This is a genomic window from Vibrio sp. IB15, assembly GCF_016406055.1.
GTDB lineage: Bacteria > Pseudomonadota > Gammaproteobacteria > Enterobacterales > Vibrionaceae > Vibrio > Vibrio chagasii.
Window position 1 is genome coordinate 1 of sequence record NZ_JAEFCE010000079.1, and the last position, 17,814, is coordinate 17,814.

Here is a 17,814-nt window from a genome sequence, read left to right on the forward strand (position 1 = left end):
CTCCAATCGCAATGGACGAAGGCCTACGTTTCGCTATCCGTGAAGGTGGCCGTACAGTTGGTGCTGGTGTTGTAGCTAAAATCTTTGCATAAGATTTGACGAACCACTAGTAAAAAGGGCATCATTTGATGCCCTTTTTCTGCGCTAAAAAAAGAGTTGAACGAATTGGCATCAATTTCAGCTCTTAGTAAAGAATTAAACAGTCTTTTTGACTAAAATGACTGTTAGATGTGTTGTTCTGCAACGCAAAGGAATGTGCCCTGCAACAGCGGGGTTATTGTCGTCTATATTTAAGACTTATCACAGGTTGGTTTTATGAAAGCAAACGCTGAAACTCCTGATAGCTCAAGTGCAGCAGATACAATGAAGTGGGTAGTCGCTTTTGTACTGTTAGCCGCTGCTGTTGTGGGTAATTACCTATATGGTGAATTGTCTGTTGTAATTCGCGCTGCAGGTGTAGTTGTGCTGATTGCTGCCGCACTAGGCGTTGCAGCAACAACAACTAAAGGTAAAGCTGCGATCGATTTTGCAAAAGAATCTCGCATGGAGATTCGTAAAGTGGTTTGGCCTACTCGCCAAGAAACTATGCAAACTACATTGATCGTTTTAGCTGTATGTATTGTTATGTCTCTAGTGCTTTGGGGAATTGACGGCATTATGGTCCGTTTAGTTTCTCTAGCGACTGGGGTGTAGAGGGTTCTGATTCATGAGTGAAGCTCCAAAAAAACGTTGGTATGTAGTTCAAGCCTTTTCTGGTTTTGAAGGTCGTGTTGCACAATCGCTACGCGAGCATATTAAAATGCACAACATGGAAGAACTATTTGGCGATGTGCTAGTACCTACTGAAGAAGTAGTGGAAATGCGTGCTGGACAACGTCGTAAAAGTGAACGTAAATTCTTCCCTGGCTACGTATTAGTTCAAATGATCATGAATGATGAATCATGGCACTTAGTACGCAGCATTCCGCGTGTTATGGGCTTCATTGGTGGTACCTCTGATCGTCCAGCACCAATCACTGATAAAGAAGCTGATGCTATCTTGAACCGTCTAGAGAAAGCGAGCGAAGCTCCACGTCCTAAGACTATGTTCGAAGCAGGTGAAGTGGTTCGTGTTAACGATGGTCCATTTGCTGACTTCAACGGTACTGTTGAAGAAGTAGATTACGAGAAGAGCCGCATTAAGGTATCTGTATCGATCTTTGGTCGTGCAACACCGGTTGAGCTTGAATTTGGTCAGGTTGAAAAACTGGACTAAGACTCGATTAATTGAACTAAGTTGTGGATAACTTACTAGCAACTTGTTCAAAATAAAAGAGTATAAAAAATCACCTTTTTAGGGTTGTTAAAGGCGCGAATTATGATTATAATTTCGCGCCTTTTTGCTTCTATGGAAGTAAAAAGCGTTAATTGAATTTATGGGGAGCTTGCCTTACGGCTAGCGCATGTACCCAAATATTAGGAAATATCATGGCTAAGAAAGTTGAAGCTTATATCAAACTGCAAGTTGCAGCTGGTATGGCAAACCCGTCGCCACCGGTTGGTCCTGCTCTAGGTCAACACGGTGTTAACATCATGGAATTCTGTAAAGCGTTCAACGCAAAAACAGAATCTGTTGAGAAAGGTCTACCGACTCCAGTAGTTATTACTGTATACAACGACCGTTCTTTCACGTTCGTAACTAAGACTCCACCTGCTGCTGTTCTTCTTAAGAAAGCTGCTGGCGTTAAGTCTGGTTCAGGTCGTCCAAACACTGAAAAAGTTGGTACTGTAACTGACGCTCAAATCCAAGAAATCGCAGAAACTAAAGCTGCTGATATGACTGGTGCTGACATCGAAGCAATGAAGCGTTCAATCGCTGGTACTGCTCGTTCAATGGGCCTAGTGGTAGAGGGTTAATAAGATGGCAAAACTTACTAAGCGTATGCGCGTAATCCGCGACAAAGTTGACGCGACTAAAGAATACGAAATCAACGAAGCTGTTGCACTTCTTAAAGAACTAGCGACTGCTAAATTCGTTGAGTCTGTAGACGTTGCTGTTAACCTAGGCATCGATGCTCGTAAATCTGACCAAAACGTACGTGGCGCAACTGTGCTACCTCACGGTACTGGCCGTGAAATCCGCGTTGCTGTGTTCACTCAAGGTGCAAACGCAGAAGCAGCTAAAGCAGCTGGCGCAGATGTTGTTGGTATGGAAGATCTTGCTGAGCAAGTGAAGAAAGGCGAAATGAACTTCGACGTTGTTGTTGCTTCTCCAGATGCAATGCGTGTTGTTGGTCAACTAGGTACTATCCTAGGTCCACGCGGCCTTATGCCAAACCCTAAAGTTGGTACTGTAACTCCTAACGTTGCTGAAGCGGTTAAGAACGCTAAAGCTGGTCAGGTTCGTTACCGTAACGACAAGAACGGCATCATCCACACTACTATCGGCAAAGCATCTTTCGAAGCTAACCAGCTTCAAGAGAACCTAGAAGCTCTTCTAGTTGCTCTTAAGAAAGCTAAGCCTTCTTCAGCGAAAGGTACTTTCCTGAAGAAAGTAAGCATCTCTACTACTATGGGTGCTGGTGTTGCTGTTGATCAGGCTAGCCTGAACACTCAAGCAAACTAATTTGCTTAGGCGCAGATTTAGTGTATACTTCTGCGCCTAATATTTGTGGTTGGGTGATTTGAAGCAATTCAAATTATCTATCCCAAGACCGTAGGCGCTGTACTTTTCGGAGCTACAGCTTAATAAAACCTACGTAGGCGGTGCCTAATTTAAATGAAGTGATTCATATTTATTAGCATCGTAAACGCTCATTACACACTGTAATGGGTGCTGTAATCACAACCAGAGGTTAATCCAAATGGCTTTAAATCTTCAAGACAAAAAAGCAATTGTTGCTGAAGTCAACGAAGCAGCTAATGGTGCACTTTCTGCAGTTGTAGCTGATTCTCGTGGCGTTGAAGTTGGCGCAATGACTTCTCTACGTAAACAAGCTCGCGAAGCGGGTGTTTACATGAAAGTTGTTCGTAACACACTAGCACGCCGTGCGGTTCAGGGTACAGACTACGAGTGTCTAACTGACACTTTCACTGGTCCAACTCTGATCGCGTTCTCTAACGAGCACCCAGGTGCTGCAGCGCGTCTTTTCAAAGACTTCGCTAAAGAGAACAAAGATTTCGAGATCAAAGCTGCTGCATTTGAAGGCGCAGTTACTGATGCTGAAGTACTAGCGACACTACCAACTTACGACGAAGCTATCGCACGCCTAATGATGTGCATGAAAGAAGCTTCTGCTGGCAAGCTGGTTCGTACTATCGCTGCACTACGTGACCAAAAAGAAGAAGCAGCGGCTTAAGCCTTGCTTTTCACTGGTTGCAAATTAAACTTATTGTTGACTTAAAAGAGAATTGTTATGTCTATTACTAACGAGCAAATCCTAGACGCAGTTGCAGAAATGTCTGTAATGCAAGTTGTTGAGCTTATCGAAGCTATGGAAGAGAAATTCGGCGTATCAGCTGCTGCTGCAGTTGTAGCTGGTGGCGCTGCTGGCGGCGATGCTGCTGCTGAGCAAACTGAATTCGACGTTATCCTAACTTCTGCTGGTTCTAACAAAGTACAAGTTATCAAAGCTGTACGTGGCGCAACTGGCCTAGGTCTTAAAGAAGCTAAAGGTCTTGTAGACTCAGCTCCAGCACCTCTAAAAGAAGGCGTTGACAAAGCTGAAGCTGAAGCTCTTAAAGCACAGCTAGAAGAAGCTGGCGCTTCTGTTGAAGTTAAGTAATTATTACTTAATTTCTTAGCCGCAAGGCTAATGGCTGGTGGTTATTTAACCACCGGCCTTTTTGCGCTGTAGGGCTATGACGAATTTTCCGCTGTTTAAGCGTCATAACCCGAGCAAAAAAACAGTCATGTTTTCGATATGATTGTTCACTACATTAAACAGCTGTTAGTCACTACCCCCTCCGAGGAGTGTTTTGGGTAGTTTGGGTCACTTATCAGCGAGCTGAGGAACCCCATGGTTTACTCTTATACCGAGAAAAAGCGCATCCGTAAGGACTTTGGTACTCGTCCACAAGTTTTGGACATTCCATACCTGTTATCGATCCAGCTTGATTCTTTCGATAAATTCATCGAACAGGATCCAGAAGGTCAATACGGTCTTGAGGCTGCTTTTCGTTCTGTATTCCCAATTCAGAGCTACAACGGCAATTCTGAGCTGCAATACGTTAGCTACCGTCTTGGTGAGCCAGTTTTTGATGTTAAAGAATGTCAAATCCGTGGTGTAACTTACTCAAAGCCACTACGCGTTAAACTACGTCTAGTTATCTTTGATCGAGATGCGCCAGCAGGTACTGTAAAAGACATTAAAGAACAAGAAGTCTACATGGGCGAAATTCCGCTTATGACAGACAATGGTACTTTCGTAATTAATGGTACCGAGAGGGTTATCGTATCCCAGCTGCACCGAAGCCCAGGCGTGTTCTTCGACAGTGATAAGGGTAAGACCCACTCATCTGGTAAAGTTCTTTATAACGCACGTGTAATTCCTTACCGTGGCTCATGGTTAGACTTTGAGTTCGATCCTAAGGATAACTTATTCGTACGTATCGACCGTCGTCGTAAGCTACCAGCTTCAATCATCCTTCGTGCACTAGGTAAGTCAACTGAAGAGATCCTAGATCTGTTCTTCGACAAGGTGAACTTCGAAGTGAAAGACCAAACTCTTCTTATGGAGTTGGTTCCTGATCGTCTACGTGGTGAAACTGCGTCATTCGACATCGAAGCAAACGGTAAAGTTTACGTTGAGACTGGTCGTCGTGTTACTGCTCGCCACATTCGTCAACTTGAGAAAGATGGCGTTGAGCACATCGAAGTACCTGTAGAGTACATCGTTGGTAAAGTTGCATCTAAAGATTACATCAACGAAGCAACTGGCGAGATCATCGTTGGCGCGAACCAAGAGATCAGCCTAGAGGCACTTGCTAACCTATCTCAAGCAGGTCACAAAGCTCTAGAAGTACTGTTCACGAATGACCTAGACCATGGTCCATTCATGTCAGACACTCTACGTGCAGATAGCACAGTAGATCGCATCTCTGCATTGGTAGAAATCTACCGCATGATGCGTCCTGGCGAGCCACCAACGAAAGAAGCTGCAGAATCTCTATTCGAAAGCCTATTCTTCTCAGAAGAACGCTACGACCTATCAACTGTAGGCCGTATGAAGTTCAACAGCTCTATCGAGCGTGAAGAAGAAGAAGAGCGCGGTACTCTGGATGAATCAGACATCATCGAAGTGATGAAGAAACTGATCGGCATCCGTAACGGTAAAGGCGAAGTGGACGATATCGACCACCTTGGCAACCGTCGTATCCGTTCTGTAGGTGAAATGGCAGAAAACCAATTCCGTGTTGGTCTAGTTCGTGTAGAACGTGCCGTTAAAGAGCGTCTAAGCCTTGGTGACCTTGATGCAATCATGCCTCAAGATCTAATCAACGCTAAGCCTATCTCAGCTGCAGTTAAAGAATTCTTTGGCTCTTCACAGCTTTCACAGTTCATGGACCAAAACAACCCATTGTCAGAAGTTACGCACAAGCGTCGTATCTCTGCTTTAGGTCCTGGTGGTCTTACTCGTGAGCGCGCAGGCTTCGAAGTACGTGACGTTCACGTAACTCACTACGGTCGTCTATGTCCCATCGAAACGCCTGAAGGTCCAAACATCGGTCTAATTAACTCACTGTCTGCATTTGCACGTTGTAACGATTACGGTTTCCTAGAAACTCCGTACCGTCGTGTAGTAGATGGCGTAGTAACAGACGAAGTTGATTACCTGTCTGCAATCCAAGAAGGTCAATTTGTAATCGCGCAGGCGAACACCGTTCTTACTGAAGAAGGTACGTTCGCTGATGAGCTAATCACTGCTCGTCAAAAAGGTGAATCTGGTCTTCACCCACGCGACCACGTTGACTACATGGACGTTGCGACAAACCAAGTAGTATCTATCGCTGCATCGCTTATCCCGTTCCTAGAACACGATGATGCGAACCGTGCATTGATGGGTGCGAACATGCAACGTCAAGCGGTACCAACACTTAAGGCTGATAAGCCTCTAGTAGGTACTGGTATCGAACGTAACATCGCAGTTGACTCTGGTGTTACAGCGGTTGCTAAACGTGGCGGTATGATTCAGTCTGTGGACGCTTCTCGTATCGTAGTTAAGGTTAACGAAGATGAGCTAGTACCTGGCGAAGCTGGTATCGACATCTACAACCTAACTAAGTACACGCGTTCAAACCAGAACACATGTATCAACCAACGTCCTACAGTGCTACCGGGTGAACCTGTATCACGTGGCGACGTACTAGCTGACGGTCCTTCAACCGACCTTGGTGAGCTAGCACTTGGTCAAAACATGCGTATCGCGTTCATGCCTTGGAACGGTTACAACTTCGAAGACTCGATCTTAGTATCTGAGCGCGTAGTTCAAGAAGACCGTTTCACGACTATCCACATCCAAGAACTATCTTGTGTGGCTCGTGATACTAAGCTGGGCTCTGAAGAGATCACAGCTGATATTCCAAACGTAGGTGAGTCTGCTCTGTCTAAACTAGACGAGTCAGGTATCGTTTACATTGGTGCTGAAGTTAAGGGTGGCGACATCCTAGTTGGTAAAGTAACACCTAAAGGTGAAACTCAACTGACTCCTGAAGAGAAGCTACTACGTGCAATCTTCGGTGAGAAAGCATCTGATGTTAAAGATACTTCTCTACGTGTACCAAACTCTGTTTCGGGTACTATCATCGATGTACAAGTCTTCACTCGCGATGGCGTAGAGAAAGACAAGCGTGCACTTGAAATCGAACAGATGCAGCTTAAAGAAGCTAAGAAAGACCTAACTGAAGAGTTCCAAATTCTTGAGGGTGGCCTTCTTAACCGTGTTAAAGCTGTACTTCTGTCTGGTGGTTACTCTGAAGCTAAGCTTGATACGATCGGTCGTAAGCAATGGCTAGAGCAAGTTCTAGAAGACGATGCGCTACAAACACAGCTTGAGCAACTTGCTGAGCAGTGGGATGAGCTAAAAGCAGACTTCGATAAGAAGTTTGAAACTAAGCGTCGTAAGATCACTCAAGGTGATGATCTAGCGCCTGGCGTTCTTAAGATTGTTAAAGTTTACCTAGCGGTTAAACGTCGTATCCAGCCTGGTGATAAGATGGCGGGTCGTCACGGTAACAAAGGTGTAATCTCTAAGATTAACCCTGTTGAAGACATGCCATACGATGAGAAAGGTCAGCCTGTAGACATCGTACTTAACCCACTGGGTGTACCATCGCGTATGAACATCGGTCAGATCCTAGAAGTACACTTAGGTCTGGCAGCGAAAGGTATCGGTGACAAGATCAACCAAATGGTTAAGGAACAACAAGAACTTCATAAGTTCCGTGAGTTCCTACAGAAGGTTTATGATCTTGGTGATACTCGTCAGAAAGTTGATATTGCTGAACTGTCTGATGATCAAGTTCGTACACTGATCAAGAACCTACGTGGCGGTCTACCGATTGCTACTCCTGTGTTCGATGGTGCTTCTGAAGCGTTAATCAAAGAACTACTTAAACTGGGTGATCTGCCAGAATCTGGTCAGCTTAAACTGTTTGATGGTCGTACTGGTGACTCGTTTGAGCGTCCTGTAACTGTAGGTTACATGTACATGCTGAAACTGAACCACCTTGTTGATGACAAGATGCACGCTCGTTCTACTGGTTCGTACAGCCTAGTAACTCAGCAACCACTTGGTGGTAAAGCTCAGTTCGGTGGCCAGCGTTTCGGTGAGATGGAAGTATGGGCACTAGAAGCATACGGTGCTGCTTACACGCTTCAAGAAATGCTAACAGTTAAGTCGGATGACGTTAACGGCCGTACTAAGATGTACAAGAACATCGTAGATGGCAACCACAGCATGGAACCTGGCATGCCAGAATCGTTCAACGTACTGTTGAAAGAGATTCGCTCGCTAGGTATCAACATCGAGCTAGAAGACGAAGAGTAATCCCTTCTTTCTTTCTAGAGAAAAGAGATTATTTGGTTGAAGGTGCTCACTTTTGCGGGTGAGCCCCTTTTAACTCCTTACAGGAGCTGATTGTGAAAGACTTATTAAACTTTCTAAAAGCGCAGCATAAGACCGAAGAATTTGATGCAATCAAAATCGGTCTATCTTCACCAGACATGATTCGTTCATGGTCTTTTGGTGAGGTTAAAAAACCTGAAACGATCAACTATCGTACGTTCAAACCTGAACGCGATGGTCTGTTCTGTGCGCGTATTTTTGGTCCAGTTAAAGACTACGAATGTCTTTGTGGTAAATACAAGCGTCTGAAACACCGTGGTGTTATCTGTGAGAAGTGTGGCGTAGAAGTTACACAAACTAAAGTTCGTCGTGACCGTATGGGCCACATCGAGCTTGCTTCACCAGTTGCTCACATCTGGTTCCTAAAATCGCTACCGTCTCGTATCGGTCTACTAATGGATATCCCTCTACGTGATATCGAACGTGTTCTTTACTTCGAAATGTACGTAGTAACTGAACCAGGTATGACTGATCTAGAAAAATCTCAGATGCTTACTGAAGAAGAGTATCTAGATCGACTAGAAGAGTGGGGTGATGAATTCACTGCTAAGATGGGTGCAGAAGCGATCAAAGATCTGCTTGCAACAATGGACCTTCATCAAGAAGTGGAAGAAATGCGCGAAGAGTTGGAAACAACTAACTCTGAAACTAAGCGTAAGAAGATCACTAAGCGCCTGAAGCTAGTTGAAGCGTTCATTGCATCGGGTAACGATCCGCAATGGATGATTCTGACTGTACTTCCGGTTCTTCCGCCAGATCTACGTCCTCTAGTACCACTAGATGGCGGTCGTTTTGCGACTTCAGATCTGAACGACCTTTACCGTCGAGTGATCAACCGTAACAACCGTTTGAAGCGTCTTCTAGAGCTAGCTGCTCCGGACATCATCGTACGTAACGAAAAGCGTATGCTGCAAGAGTCTGTTGATGCACTTCTAGATAACGGTCGTCGCGGTCGTGCAATCACAGGTTCGAACAAGCGTCCTCTGAAATCTCTTGCTGATATGATCAAGGGTAAACAAGGTCGTTTCCGTCAGAACCTTCTAGGTAAACGTGTAGACTACTCTGGCCGTTCTGTAATCACAGTAGGTCCATACCTTCGTCTACATCAGTGTGGTCTTCCTAAGAAGATGGCACTTGAGCTATTTAAGCCGTTCATCTACAGCAAGCTAGAGACTCGTGGCATGGCTACGACAATCAAAGCTGCTAAGAAGATGGTAGAGCGCGAAGAAGCTATCGTTTGGGATATCCTAGACGAAGTAATCCGTGAACACCCAGTACTACTTAACCGTGCACCTACACTTCACCGTCTAGGTATCCAAGCGTTTGAACCAGTACTAATCGAAGGTAAAGCGATTCAGCTTCACCCACTAGTGTGTGCGGCATACAACGCCGACTTCGATGGTGACCAAATGGCGGTACACGTGCCTCTAACTCTAGAAGCACAGCTTGAAGCACGTACACTGATGATGTCGACAAACAACATTCTGTCGCCAGCGTCAGGTGATCCGATCATCGTACCTTCTCAGGACGTTGTATTGGGTCTTTACTACATGACTCGTGAAAAGATCAACGTGAAAGGCGAAGGTATGTACCTTGCTGGCCCTGAAGAGGCTGAGAAGGCATACCGTACTAAGACTGCTGAGCTTCACGCTCGCGTTAAAGTTCGTATCACTGAGACCGTAGTAGACGAAGATGGTAACAGCACTACTGAAACGAAGCTGGTTGACACAACAGTTGGCCGTGCAATGCTATGGCAAATCGTTCCAGCTGGCCTACCGTACAGCATCGTTAACCAAAAACTAGGTAAGAAGCAAATTTCTAACCTACTTAACGAAGCGTACCGTAAGCTTGGTCTTAAGGACACAGTAGTATTCGCTGACCAAATCATGTACGCAGGTTTTGCATACGCTGCACTTTCAGGTGTTTCTGTAGGTATCGACGATATGGTTGTACCTCAAGCGAAATACGATGAAATTGAATCTGCTGAAGAAGAAGTTCGCGAAATCCAAGAGCAATTCCAATCTGGTCTTGTTACTGCGGGTGAGCGTTACAACAAAGTTATCGATATCTGGGCATCTACGAATGACCGCGTTGCGAAAGCGATGATGGATAACCTATCTTCTGAAACAGTTATCAACCGTGACGGCGAAGAAGAACAGCAAGAATCGTTCAACAGCATCTACATGATGGCCGACTCGGGCGCACGTGGTTCTGCAGCTCAGATTCGTCAGCTAGCAGGTATGCGTGGTCTGATGGCGCGTCCAGATGGTTCAATTATCGAAACGCCGATCACAGCGAACTTTAAAGAAGGTCTAAACGTCCTTCAGTACTTTATCTCAACGCACGGTGCTCGTAAGGGTCTTGCGGATACGGCACTGAAAACAGCGAACTCGGGTTACCTAACTCGTCGTCTAGTAGACGTTGCTCAAGACGTTGTAGTACACGAACATGACTGTGGCACGCACGAAGGTATCGACATGATGCCTCACATCGAAGGTGGTGACGTTAAAGTTGCACTTTCTGAGCTTGCTCTAGGTCGTGTAGTAGCTGAAGACGTTCTTAAGCCTGGTACTGAAGATGTACTGATCCCACGTAATACTCTGATTGATGAGAAGTGGTGTCAGATCATGGAAGACAACTCTGTAGATAGCATGAAAGTGCGTTCTGTTGTTACCTGTGATGCAGACTTCGGTTGTTGTGCACAGTGTTACGGTCGTGACCTAGCACGTGGTCACCTAGTGAACCAAGGTGAAGCAGTTGGTGTTATCGCTGCACAATCTATCGGTGAACCGGGTACACAGCTAACGATGCGTACGTTCCACATCGGTGGTGCGGCATCTACTGCAGCAGCAGAGAACAGCATCCAAGCTAAGACAACTGGTACTGTGAAACTTCACAACGCTAAGTTCGTAATCAACAAAGACAAGAAGCTAGTTATCACTTCTCGTGCATCTGAGATGACGATTATTGATGAGTTCGGTCGTACTAAAGAGAAGCACAAACTTCCTTACGGTTCTGTACTGAGCAAAGCGGACAACGACGCAGTAGAAGCTGGCGAAGTTGTAGCTAACTGGGAAGCGCACACTATGCCAATCATCACTGAAGTGGCAGGTCGCATCCAGTTCGTTGATATGATCGATGGCGTAACTGTTTCTCGTCAAACGGATGATCTAACTGGTCTTTCTTCTTCTGAAGTTACAGACGCAGCGGCTCGTCCAGCAGCAGGTAAAGATATGCGTCCAGCTATCAAACTTGTTGACGAGCAAGGTAACGATGTAATGATCCCTGGTACTGAAATGCCAGCTCACTACTTCCTACCTGGTAAAGCGATTGTAAACATTGAAGATGGCGCTGAAGTTGGCATTGGTGACACACTATCTCGTATCCCTCAGAAATCTGGCGGTAACAAAGATATCACCGGTGGTCTACCACGCGTAGCAGACCTATTCGAAGCTCGTAAGCCAAAAGAGCCTGCGATCCTTGCTGAGCACACAGGTACTGTGTCTTTCGGTAAAGAAACGAAAGGTAAGCGTCGTCTAGTAATCACTCGTGAAGGTGGTGACACTTACGAAGAGATGATTCCTAAGCATCGTCAATTGAACGTGTTCGAAGGTGAGAAGATTGAACGTGGTGATGTAATCGCCGACGGTCCTGAAACTCCACACGATATCCTGCGTCTACGTGGTATCCACGCAGTAACTCAGTACATCGCGAACGAAGTTCAAGAAGTTTACCGCTTACAAGGCGTTAAGATTAACGATAAGCACATTGAGACTATCGTTCGTCAAATGCTACGTAAGTGTACAATCACACATTCTGGTGACTCTCAGTTCCTACCTGGCGAACAAGTTGAGTACCACAACGTGAAGATTGCTAACCGCAAGCTAGAAGCTGAAGGTAAAGAACTAGTACGTTTCGAACGTGATCTACTAGGTATTACTAAAGCGTCTCTTGCAACTGAGTCATTCATCTCAGCTGCATCGTTCCAAGAAACGACTCGCGTACTAACAGAAGCTGCGGTTTCTGGTAAGCGTGATGACCTTCGCGGTCTGAAAGAGAACGTAATTGTTGGTCGTCTGATTCCAGCTGGTACTGGTTTCGCATACCACCAAGAGCGTCAAGCTAAGCGTGAAGAAGAGCAGGAAGGTCCATCAGCTGAACAAGCTACTGACAACCTTGCAGCACTTCTAAATGCAGGTTTCTCTTCAGAAGAGTAATCTCTAAGAGATAACAAAAAGGCACCTTCGGGTGCCTTTTTTGTATCTGGCGTTTGGGTTATTGGTGTATGGGTTTAGGCGTGCTTTTACTGATGCTAGCCGGTGAATCACAAGCATTGGTGGAAAGAGGATCATCGTGGATGAGTCGTAGATACGGATTGGTGGTTTGCTGGTGGTACTTAGGCTTCAACAAAGTTGAGTGGGCAGGGGAATTATGGGCAAAACAAAAAGCTTGCACAGAGGCAAGCTTCTTAAGGGTTCAGTTAACTAAGCGCCTGGTGGAATCGCTAAGCTGTCTGCAATAAGCTGGATAAGATTATCTTCTACTTCAAAACGCACTTCGAGTAGTTCACCTACCTTCGACATATCTCCTTCGAAGCTAGGCAACTCATCGTTTGCACTTACTTTAACGTACTTATCATTGAACTCTAGAAGCGGCTCGGTTGTGAGTACGATCTTCGCGTAAGTTGTATCAATCTCGTCATTGGTTTTAAAGCCTGTTGCTTGCCATTTCTTCATGACCATATCGTAGATCTTAAAATGGCCTTCTGAGATATAATCGACAACATGATCGCAGAATGAGCTTATTTCTTTAGGAGAAGGGAGTTCAACAACGTTTGATTGCCCGTTGCTAGCTGGCTGCAAGGCACCTAGCTTGCAATATTCGACGATGAGAGCTTGTCGAGTTTCGAGCCAATGATCGATGACCTCGCTTGAGCCACCCCATTGTTCTTGTATTTGTTTAAATTTATTTAGCATGACCATGTCCTCATGATCTGATCACAACCTTGTGATCATTGAAATTGCCTAAGCAGGGTCCGTTTATCGATATCTACTAAAAGTAATAGCTTGAAATATTCTCTGCCACAACTCTAGTATGAAATTAGATTGCCAGTAAAATGAACGAACTGCAAGCAATGAGGCATAGGGATGTTAAAAAAAAGTGATAAGAAAATGACAGAGCAAGCTTATTGGTGCGTCGTTTCCGGTAGTGATATTTGGGTTGATAATGACCAGTTTCCTTTCGGCTCTGCCGACGAGCTAGGGCTCAGTGTTGAGCACGCAATCTGCATTGGTCAGCATCAAGGTCGCAAAGTGTATTGGTTGAACGACTGTGATGTTGAGCGTGAGCTGACGATGGTCAACCTAAGAGAGTTATTGCACTGGCCTGAATCGAGTTTTCTTACTGCAAGTAAAGCCATCCAATATGGCCATATGACCCAGAGCATGCGTTTCTGCCCGCAGTGTGGTGGTCGCAATCACCTAAACCACAATCAAGTGGCGATGCAGTGTGGAGACTGTCGTACTCTGCATTACCCGCGCATTTTCCCATGCATCATTGTCGCTGTACGAAACGACAACAAGATATTACTCGCGCAGCACCCAAGACATAAAACGGGCATGTATACCGTTATAGCGGGCTTTCTAGAGGTCGGAGAGACCTTAGAACAGTGCGTAGCACGCGAAGTGAAAGAGGAGACGGGGATTGATGTGGATAACATTCGCTATTTTGGCAGCCAACCTTGGGCATTTCCGTCGAGCATGATGATAGGCTTTCTTGCTGATTATGCTGGTGGTACGCTCAAACCAGATTATAGCGAGCTATCCGATGCGCAATGGTTTGATGTGACGACTCTGCCAGATGTGGCTCCAGTGGGCACTATTGCGAGACAGCTGATAGAGAAAACCGTTGATGACGTGGTCAAAGTGGGCGCAGCAGAACAAGCGTTGGAGCACTAAATCGCCTGTAATAGTATTTGGCCTATAGGTGGTCAAAAGCTAAAAAAAACCCTCCACAAGTGGAGGGGGTAAGTAAGATGTCGTTATGAGATGCTGAGTAGTGACTACTCAGGTGTTATAATTGTAATTTTCGCTAGCGAACAAATTTTTAACATGCTCCCTTAATTGGGTGCAAATTAAGCATTGATTTAAAAGTTAATAACTTGATCTAGGTTGCAAAGCACACAGCTTTTACCCCTCAATCAGTGTTAGAATACTTGCCATCAAAACTAGACAAGATTGAATTGGAATTTAACGGAATGACCGAATTAAAGAACGATCGCTATTTACGCGCACTTTTAAAGCAGCCTGTTGATTACACACCGGTATGGATGATGCGCCAAGCTGGCCGCTATCTTCCAGAGTACAAAGCAACGCGTGCAGAAGCAGGCGACTTCATGTCTTTGTGCAAAAACGCGGAACTTGCATCAGAAGTAACTCTTCAACCTTTACGTCGTTTCCCGCTTGATGCGGCAATCTTGTTCTCTGACATCCTAACGATCCCTGATGCTATGGGCCTAGGTTTGTTCTTTGAGACAGGTGAAGGTCCTAAGTTTGAGCGTCCTATCACGTGTAAAGCTGACGTAGAAAAAATTGGCCTGCCAGATCCAGAAGGTGAGCTGCAATACGTAATGAACGCAGTACGTCAGATCCGCAAAGATTTGAACGGCGACGTTCCATTGATCGGTTTCTCTGGTAGTCCATGGACTCTAGCGACTTACATGGTTGAAGGTGGAAGCTCTAAAGCATTCACTAAGATCAAGAAGATGATGTACGCAGAACCACAAACGCTGCACTTACTTCTAGATAAGCTAGCAGACAGCGTTATCGAATACCTAAACGCGCAAATCAAAGCGGGTGCTCAATCGGTAATGGTATTTGATACATGGGGTGGTGTACTGACTCCTCGTGATTACAACCTATTCTCACTGCAATACATGCACAAAATAGTTGATGGTCTAATCCGTGAAAACGATGGTCGTCGTGTACCAGTAACACTATTCACTAAGAACGGTGGCATGTGGCTAGAGCAGATCGCAGCAACGGGCTGTGATGCAGTTGGCCTAGACTGGACTATCAACATCCAAGACGCAGTTAAGCGTGTGGGTGATAAGGTTGCTCTGCAAGGTAACATGGATCCTTCAATGCTTTATGCTTCTCCAGAGCGTATCCGTGAAGAGGTATCGACTATCCTTGAAGGCTTTGGTGATGCGGGTACTGGTCACGTATTTAACCTAGGCCACGGTATTCACTTAGATGTGCCGCCAGAAAACGCTGGTGTGTTCGTTGACGCTGTTCACGAACTATCTAAGCCTTACCATAAGTAATTCTGAGTAAGATAATTGAAAGCGCTGCTGGGTAACCAGCAGCGCTTTTTATTGCCTTCAGATTGGTAATTCTATACTCGTTTAATTTCGGTTGTGTGCAGTTCATTAGGCATTTGGATCATGGTAGGCCAAATGCTCTGAGATGTGTTTGCGGATGTAAGGAATAACCTCAGTTTCAAACCACGGGTTCTTCTTGAGCCAGATATTATTACGTGGTGAAGGGTGGGGAAGTGGTAAAAACTCTGGTGCCCAAGCCTGCCAGTTTTTGACGGTCTCTGTCAGTGTATTGGTGGTTCTTTCCTTCAAGTAATAGTTTTGCGCATACTGACCAATCAAAAGTGTCATTTGAATATTGGGCAGTGATTGCCGTACTTTCTTATGCCAGAGCTCTGCGCACTCCTTGCGTGGTGGTAGATCGCCACTCTTTCCTTTACCTGGGTAGCAGAAACCCATAGGTACAATCGCGACCTTTTGTTCGTCATAAAAGGTATCGCTGCCTATCCCTAGCCACTCTCTTAATCTTTCCCCACTGGCATCATTCCATGGGATGGATGACTCATGCACCTTGATACCCGGCGCTTGACCAATGATTAACAAGCGCGCGTTTGGGTGTGCTTGAATGACAGGGTTGGCACCGTGTGAGAGGTGAGGCTCACATGCAGTGCATTGTCGTATCTCTTTAAGTAGCGAAGAGGACATCAGTAGCCTTTATCAAAATCAATGACATGGTTTAGGGTAAAGCCATCTCGCCACTGTTGGTAATTCTCAGCAAAGATCTCTACCACTTGTCTCGGTTCACTGAGTGCAGCGATATGTGGCGTAATGGTGACTTGTGGTAGCTTCCAGAAAGGGTGATCTTGCGAAAGGGGCTCGCTTTCAAACACATCAAGAAATGCATGCTCAACCCAACGGTTTTTAATCGCTAGCAACAGCGCTTTGTTGTCGATGCCTTCGCCTCTGCCAACATTAAATAGCAGCACGTTAGAACAATAACCAAGGGTCGTTTGGTTGAGCAGTTGATAGGTTTCAGCGGTCGATGGCAAGGTGTTGACCACAATGTCCGCTTGCTTGAGAGCTGCCTCCAGTTCATTGATATGGAAAGTGTCTTTAAAGGTTTCTTGCTTCGATGGGATACCAGTACGATTGACACCAATGGTATGAATGCCAAACGCCACAGCGGTTTTTGCTAAATGGCTGCCGATAGACCCTGTGCCTAAAATCACCATAGTTTTGTCAGTTAGGCTAGAATAAAGCTGAGGCTGCCAGTTTCGTTGCTGTTGTTGCTGGTGGTAGTGAGGAAAGTGTCTAAAGTGGCTGATTGCGTAGCCTAAAACGTACTCCGAGATAGCAGGGCCGAAGATACCTTTTACATTGGTTAGCGTGTAATCCTGGCGAAGTTCTGGTTGGGTGAGCTTATTGATGCCAGCGTAGGTGCTTTGTACCCACTCAAGCGTTTTAAACTCGTTAAGGCGCTCGGCTATCAGGGGAGGCGACGCTAATACAATCTCAGCTAACTCGGGGTTTTGAGTGATTTCTAGGTCGGGTAAATCCCGGTTTAGAATCAGTTGCGTATAGGTATCGTCATGCTCAGTCATAATATAGAGCTTATTCGTAAAATTGTTCATCGGCTTACCTTTTCCCCCCAGAGTTTATCAAGTACACTTTCGCTGTCTTTTTCTGCAATTATTGAGTGACTATGCTTCAGAATCCACTGCAGGTTCGTCTTGAAAAGTTAGAACCTTGGCAACAAATTACCTTTATGGCGTGTCTATGTGAGCGTATGTACCCTAACTATGCCATGTTTTGTGAGAATACAGAATTTGCCGAAGCTCGCATCTATCGTGATGTCTTGGATAGCATTTGGGAAATCCTAACGGTAAAAACGGCAAAGGTGAACTTTGAACGCCAATTAGAGAAAGTTGAAGAGCTTTTCCCTAGCGCAGACGATTTTGACTTCTATGGTGTTTACCCTGCAATGGACGCTTGCCAAGGTTTGGCAACGCTTGTTCATGGCCTGCTTGACCGCGAGCACATGTTTGAAGCCGTGATTAAAGTGAGCCAACAGTCGGTGAAGACGGTTGCTGAGCTTGAGTTTGCTCAAGGTGCTGAAGAAGTGACTAACGAAAACCAGAAAGAAAACGAAGCGGTATGTGAAGAGTGGGACGTTCAGTGGGCTATCTTCCGACCATTGCGTGAAACGACGGAACGTGACATCGAGTTGATTAAAGACCTACGTCATGAACTGCGTGAAGAACCCGTTAGTAACATTGGTGTTGCTCTGTAATTCAACATCGCACCAAAGTATGAATAAAAACAAAGGCTCCCAAAGGCTGTCTCTTATACAGAAATCCCTAAGCTACAGCTTAGGGATTTTTTTTGAACTAA

Annotated in this window: 14 protein-coding genes and 1 pseudogene; 12 read left to right on the top strand and 3 right to left on the bottom strand. The window is 45.4% G+C overall.

Going from position 1 to position 17,814, the window contains the following annotated elements:
* The 9 genes and pseudogenes from JC606_RS20880 to rpoC form a co-directional block, all read left to right on the top strand.
* Positions 1-92, top strand: a pseudogene (locus JC606_RS20880) (elongation factor Tu); the annotation flags it as partial.
* 223 nt (positions 93-315) lie between these two features.
* Entirely contained in the window at positions 316-693 is a 378-nt protein-coding gene (secE, locus tag JC606_RS20885) for a preprotein translocase subunit SecE (protein ID WP_004737071.1), read from the top strand.
* Between the two features lie 13 nt (positions 694-706).
* Positions 707-1,255 carry a transcription termination/antitermination protein NusG gene (nusG, locus tag JC606_RS20890; protein ID WP_032549909.1) on the top strand — a complete coding sequence of 183 codons (549 nt, stop codon included), beginning with the start codon at positions 707-709 and terminating at the stop codon, positions 1,253-1,255.
* Positions 1,256-1,467: 212 nt separating this feature from the next.
* Entirely contained in the window at positions 1,468-1,896 is a 429-nt protein-coding gene (gene rplK / locus JC606_RS20895; RefSeq protein ID WP_026084318.1) for a 50S ribosomal protein L11, read from the top strand.
* A gap of 4 nt (positions 1,897-1,900) precedes the next feature.
* Complete coding sequence (gene rplA, locus JC606_RS20900) at positions 1,901-2,605, top strand: 50S ribosomal protein L1 (RefSeq protein ID WP_061034325.1); 705 nt, start codon at positions 1,901-1,903, stop codon at positions 2,603-2,605.
* A gap of 238 nt (positions 2,606-2,843) precedes the next feature.
* Positions 2,844-3,338: a 50S ribosomal protein L10 gene (gene rplJ, locus JC606_RS20905; RefSeq protein WP_004737075.1), complete on the top strand. Its 495-nt coding sequence runs from the start codon at positions 2,844-2,846 to the stop codon at positions 3,336-3,338.
* Between the two features lie 57 nt (positions 3,339-3,395).
* Complete coding sequence (gene rplL, locus JC606_RS20910) at positions 3,396-3,764, top strand: 50S ribosomal protein L7/L12 (protein WP_061034324.1); 369 nt, start codon at positions 3,396-3,398, stop codon at positions 3,762-3,764.
* Between the two features lie 234 nt (positions 3,765-3,998).
* Positions 3,999-8,027 (top strand): DNA-directed RNA polymerase subunit beta, encoded by a 4,029-nt coding sequence (gene rpoB / locus JC606_RS20915; protein ID WP_008224041.1) that lies wholly within the window; start codon positions 3,999-4,001, stop codon positions 8,025-8,027.
* Positions 8,028-8,119: 92 nt separating this feature from the next.
* Positions 8,120-12,322 (top strand): DNA-directed RNA polymerase subunit beta', encoded by a 4,203-nt coding sequence (rpoC, locus tag JC606_RS20920; protein WP_061034323.1) that lies wholly within the window; start codon positions 8,120-8,122, stop codon positions 12,320-12,322.
* A 267-nt stretch (positions 12,323-12,589) separates the two neighbouring features.
* Here the strand turns inward: rpoC and rsd are convergent, their stop codons facing one another.
* The gene (gene rsd, locus JC606_RS20925; RefSeq protein WP_105057680.1) at positions 12,590-13,087 is read right to left on the bottom strand and encodes a sigma D regulator; all 498 of its coding nucleotides are present in this window, start codon (positions 13,085-13,087) and stop codon (positions 12,590-12,592) included.
* A 165-nt stretch (positions 13,088-13,252) separates the two neighbouring features.
* Here rsd and nudC point away from each other — a divergent pair, with 165 nt between their 5' ends.
* Positions 13,253-14,062 carry an NAD(+) diphosphatase gene (nudC, locus tag JC606_RS20930; protein ID WP_198779361.1) on the top strand — a complete coding sequence of 270 codons (810 nt, stop codon included), beginning with the start codon at positions 13,253-13,255 and terminating at the stop codon, positions 14,060-14,062.
* Between the two features lie 299 nt (positions 14,063-14,361).
* Positions 14,362-15,429 (top strand): uroporphyrinogen decarboxylase, encoded by a 1,068-nt coding sequence (gene hemE, locus JC606_RS20935; protein ID WP_198779362.1) that lies wholly within the window; start codon positions 14,362-14,364, stop codon positions 15,427-15,429.
* A gap of 105 nt (positions 15,430-15,534) precedes the next feature.
* On the opposite strand, the gene JC606_RS20940 is transcribed toward hemE, so the two are convergent.
* Together JC606_RS20940 and JC606_RS20945 are read right to left on the bottom strand one after the other, a co-directional pair.
* Positions 15,535-16,128, bottom strand: a complete 594-nt coding sequence (locus JC606_RS20940; protein ID WP_198779363.1) for a uracil-DNA glycosylase family protein — start codon at positions 16,126-16,128, stop codon at positions 15,535-15,537.
* Positions 16,128-17,054, bottom strand: coding sequence for a D-2-hydroxyacid dehydrogenase (locus JC606_RS20945; RefSeq protein WP_198779364.1), 927 nt, complete (start codon positions 17,052-17,054; stop codon positions 16,128-16,130). The genes JC606_RS20940 and JC606_RS20945 overlap by 1 nt, the downstream gene beginning before the upstream one ends.
* Positions 17,055-17,125: 71 nt before the next feature.
* Between JC606_RS20945 and JC606_RS20950 the strand changes: the two genes are divergently transcribed.
* Positions 17,126-17,713, top strand: a complete 588-nt coding sequence (locus JC606_RS20950) for a YjaG family protein (RefSeq protein WP_061033578.1) — start codon at positions 17,126-17,128, stop codon at positions 17,711-17,713.
* Positions 17,714-17,814: the final 101 nt, after the last annotated feature.

Bases quoted from the DNA above. Each gene is read 5' to 3' on its own strand.
- secE (WP_004737071.1), top strand. From the start codon at position 316: ATGAAAGCAAACGCTGAAACTCCTGATAGCTCAAGTGCAGCAGATACA.
- nusG (WP_032549909.1), top strand. From the start codon at position 707: ATGAGTGAAGCTCCAAAAAAACGTTGGTATGTAGTTCAAGCCTTTTCT.
- rplK (WP_026084318.1), top strand. From the start codon at position 1,468: ATGGCTAAGAAAGTTGAAGCTTATATCAAACTGCAAGTTGCAGCTGGT.
- rplA (WP_061034325.1), top strand. From the start codon at position 1,901: ATGGCAAAACTTACTAAGCGTATGCGCGTAATCCGCGACAAAGTTGAC.
- rplJ (WP_004737075.1), top strand. From the start codon at position 2,844: ATGGCTTTAAATCTTCAAGACAAAAAAGCAATTGTTGCTGAAGTCAAC.
- rplL (WP_061034324.1), top strand. From the start codon at position 3,396: ATGTCTATTACTAACGAGCAAATCCTAGACGCAGTTGCAGAAATGTCT.
- rpoB (WP_008224041.1), top strand. From the start codon at position 3,999: ATGGTTTACTCTTATACCGAGAAAAAGCGCATCCGTAAGGACTTTGGT.
- rsd (WP_105057680.1), bottom strand. From the start codon at position 13,087: ATGGTCATGCTAAATAAATTTAAACAAATACAAGAACAATGGGGTGGC.
- nudC (WP_198779361.1), top strand. From the start codon at position 13,253: ATGTTAAAAAAAAGTGATAAGAAAATGACAGAGCAAGCTTATTGGTGC.
- hemE (WP_198779362.1), top strand. From the start codon at position 14,362: ATGACCGAATTAAAGAACGATCGCTATTTACGCGCACTTTTAAAGCAG.
- JC606_RS20940 (WP_198779363.1), bottom strand. From the start codon at position 16,128: ATGTCCTCTTCGCTACTTAAAGAGATACGACAATGCACTGCATGTGAG.
- JC606_RS20945 (WP_198779364.1), bottom strand. From the start codon at position 17,054: ATGAACAATTTTACGAATAAGCTCTATATTATGACTGAGCATGACGAT.
- JC606_RS20950 (WP_061033578.1), top strand. From the start codon at position 17,126: ATGCTTCAGAATCCACTGCAGGTTCGTCTTGAAAAGTTAGAACCTTGG.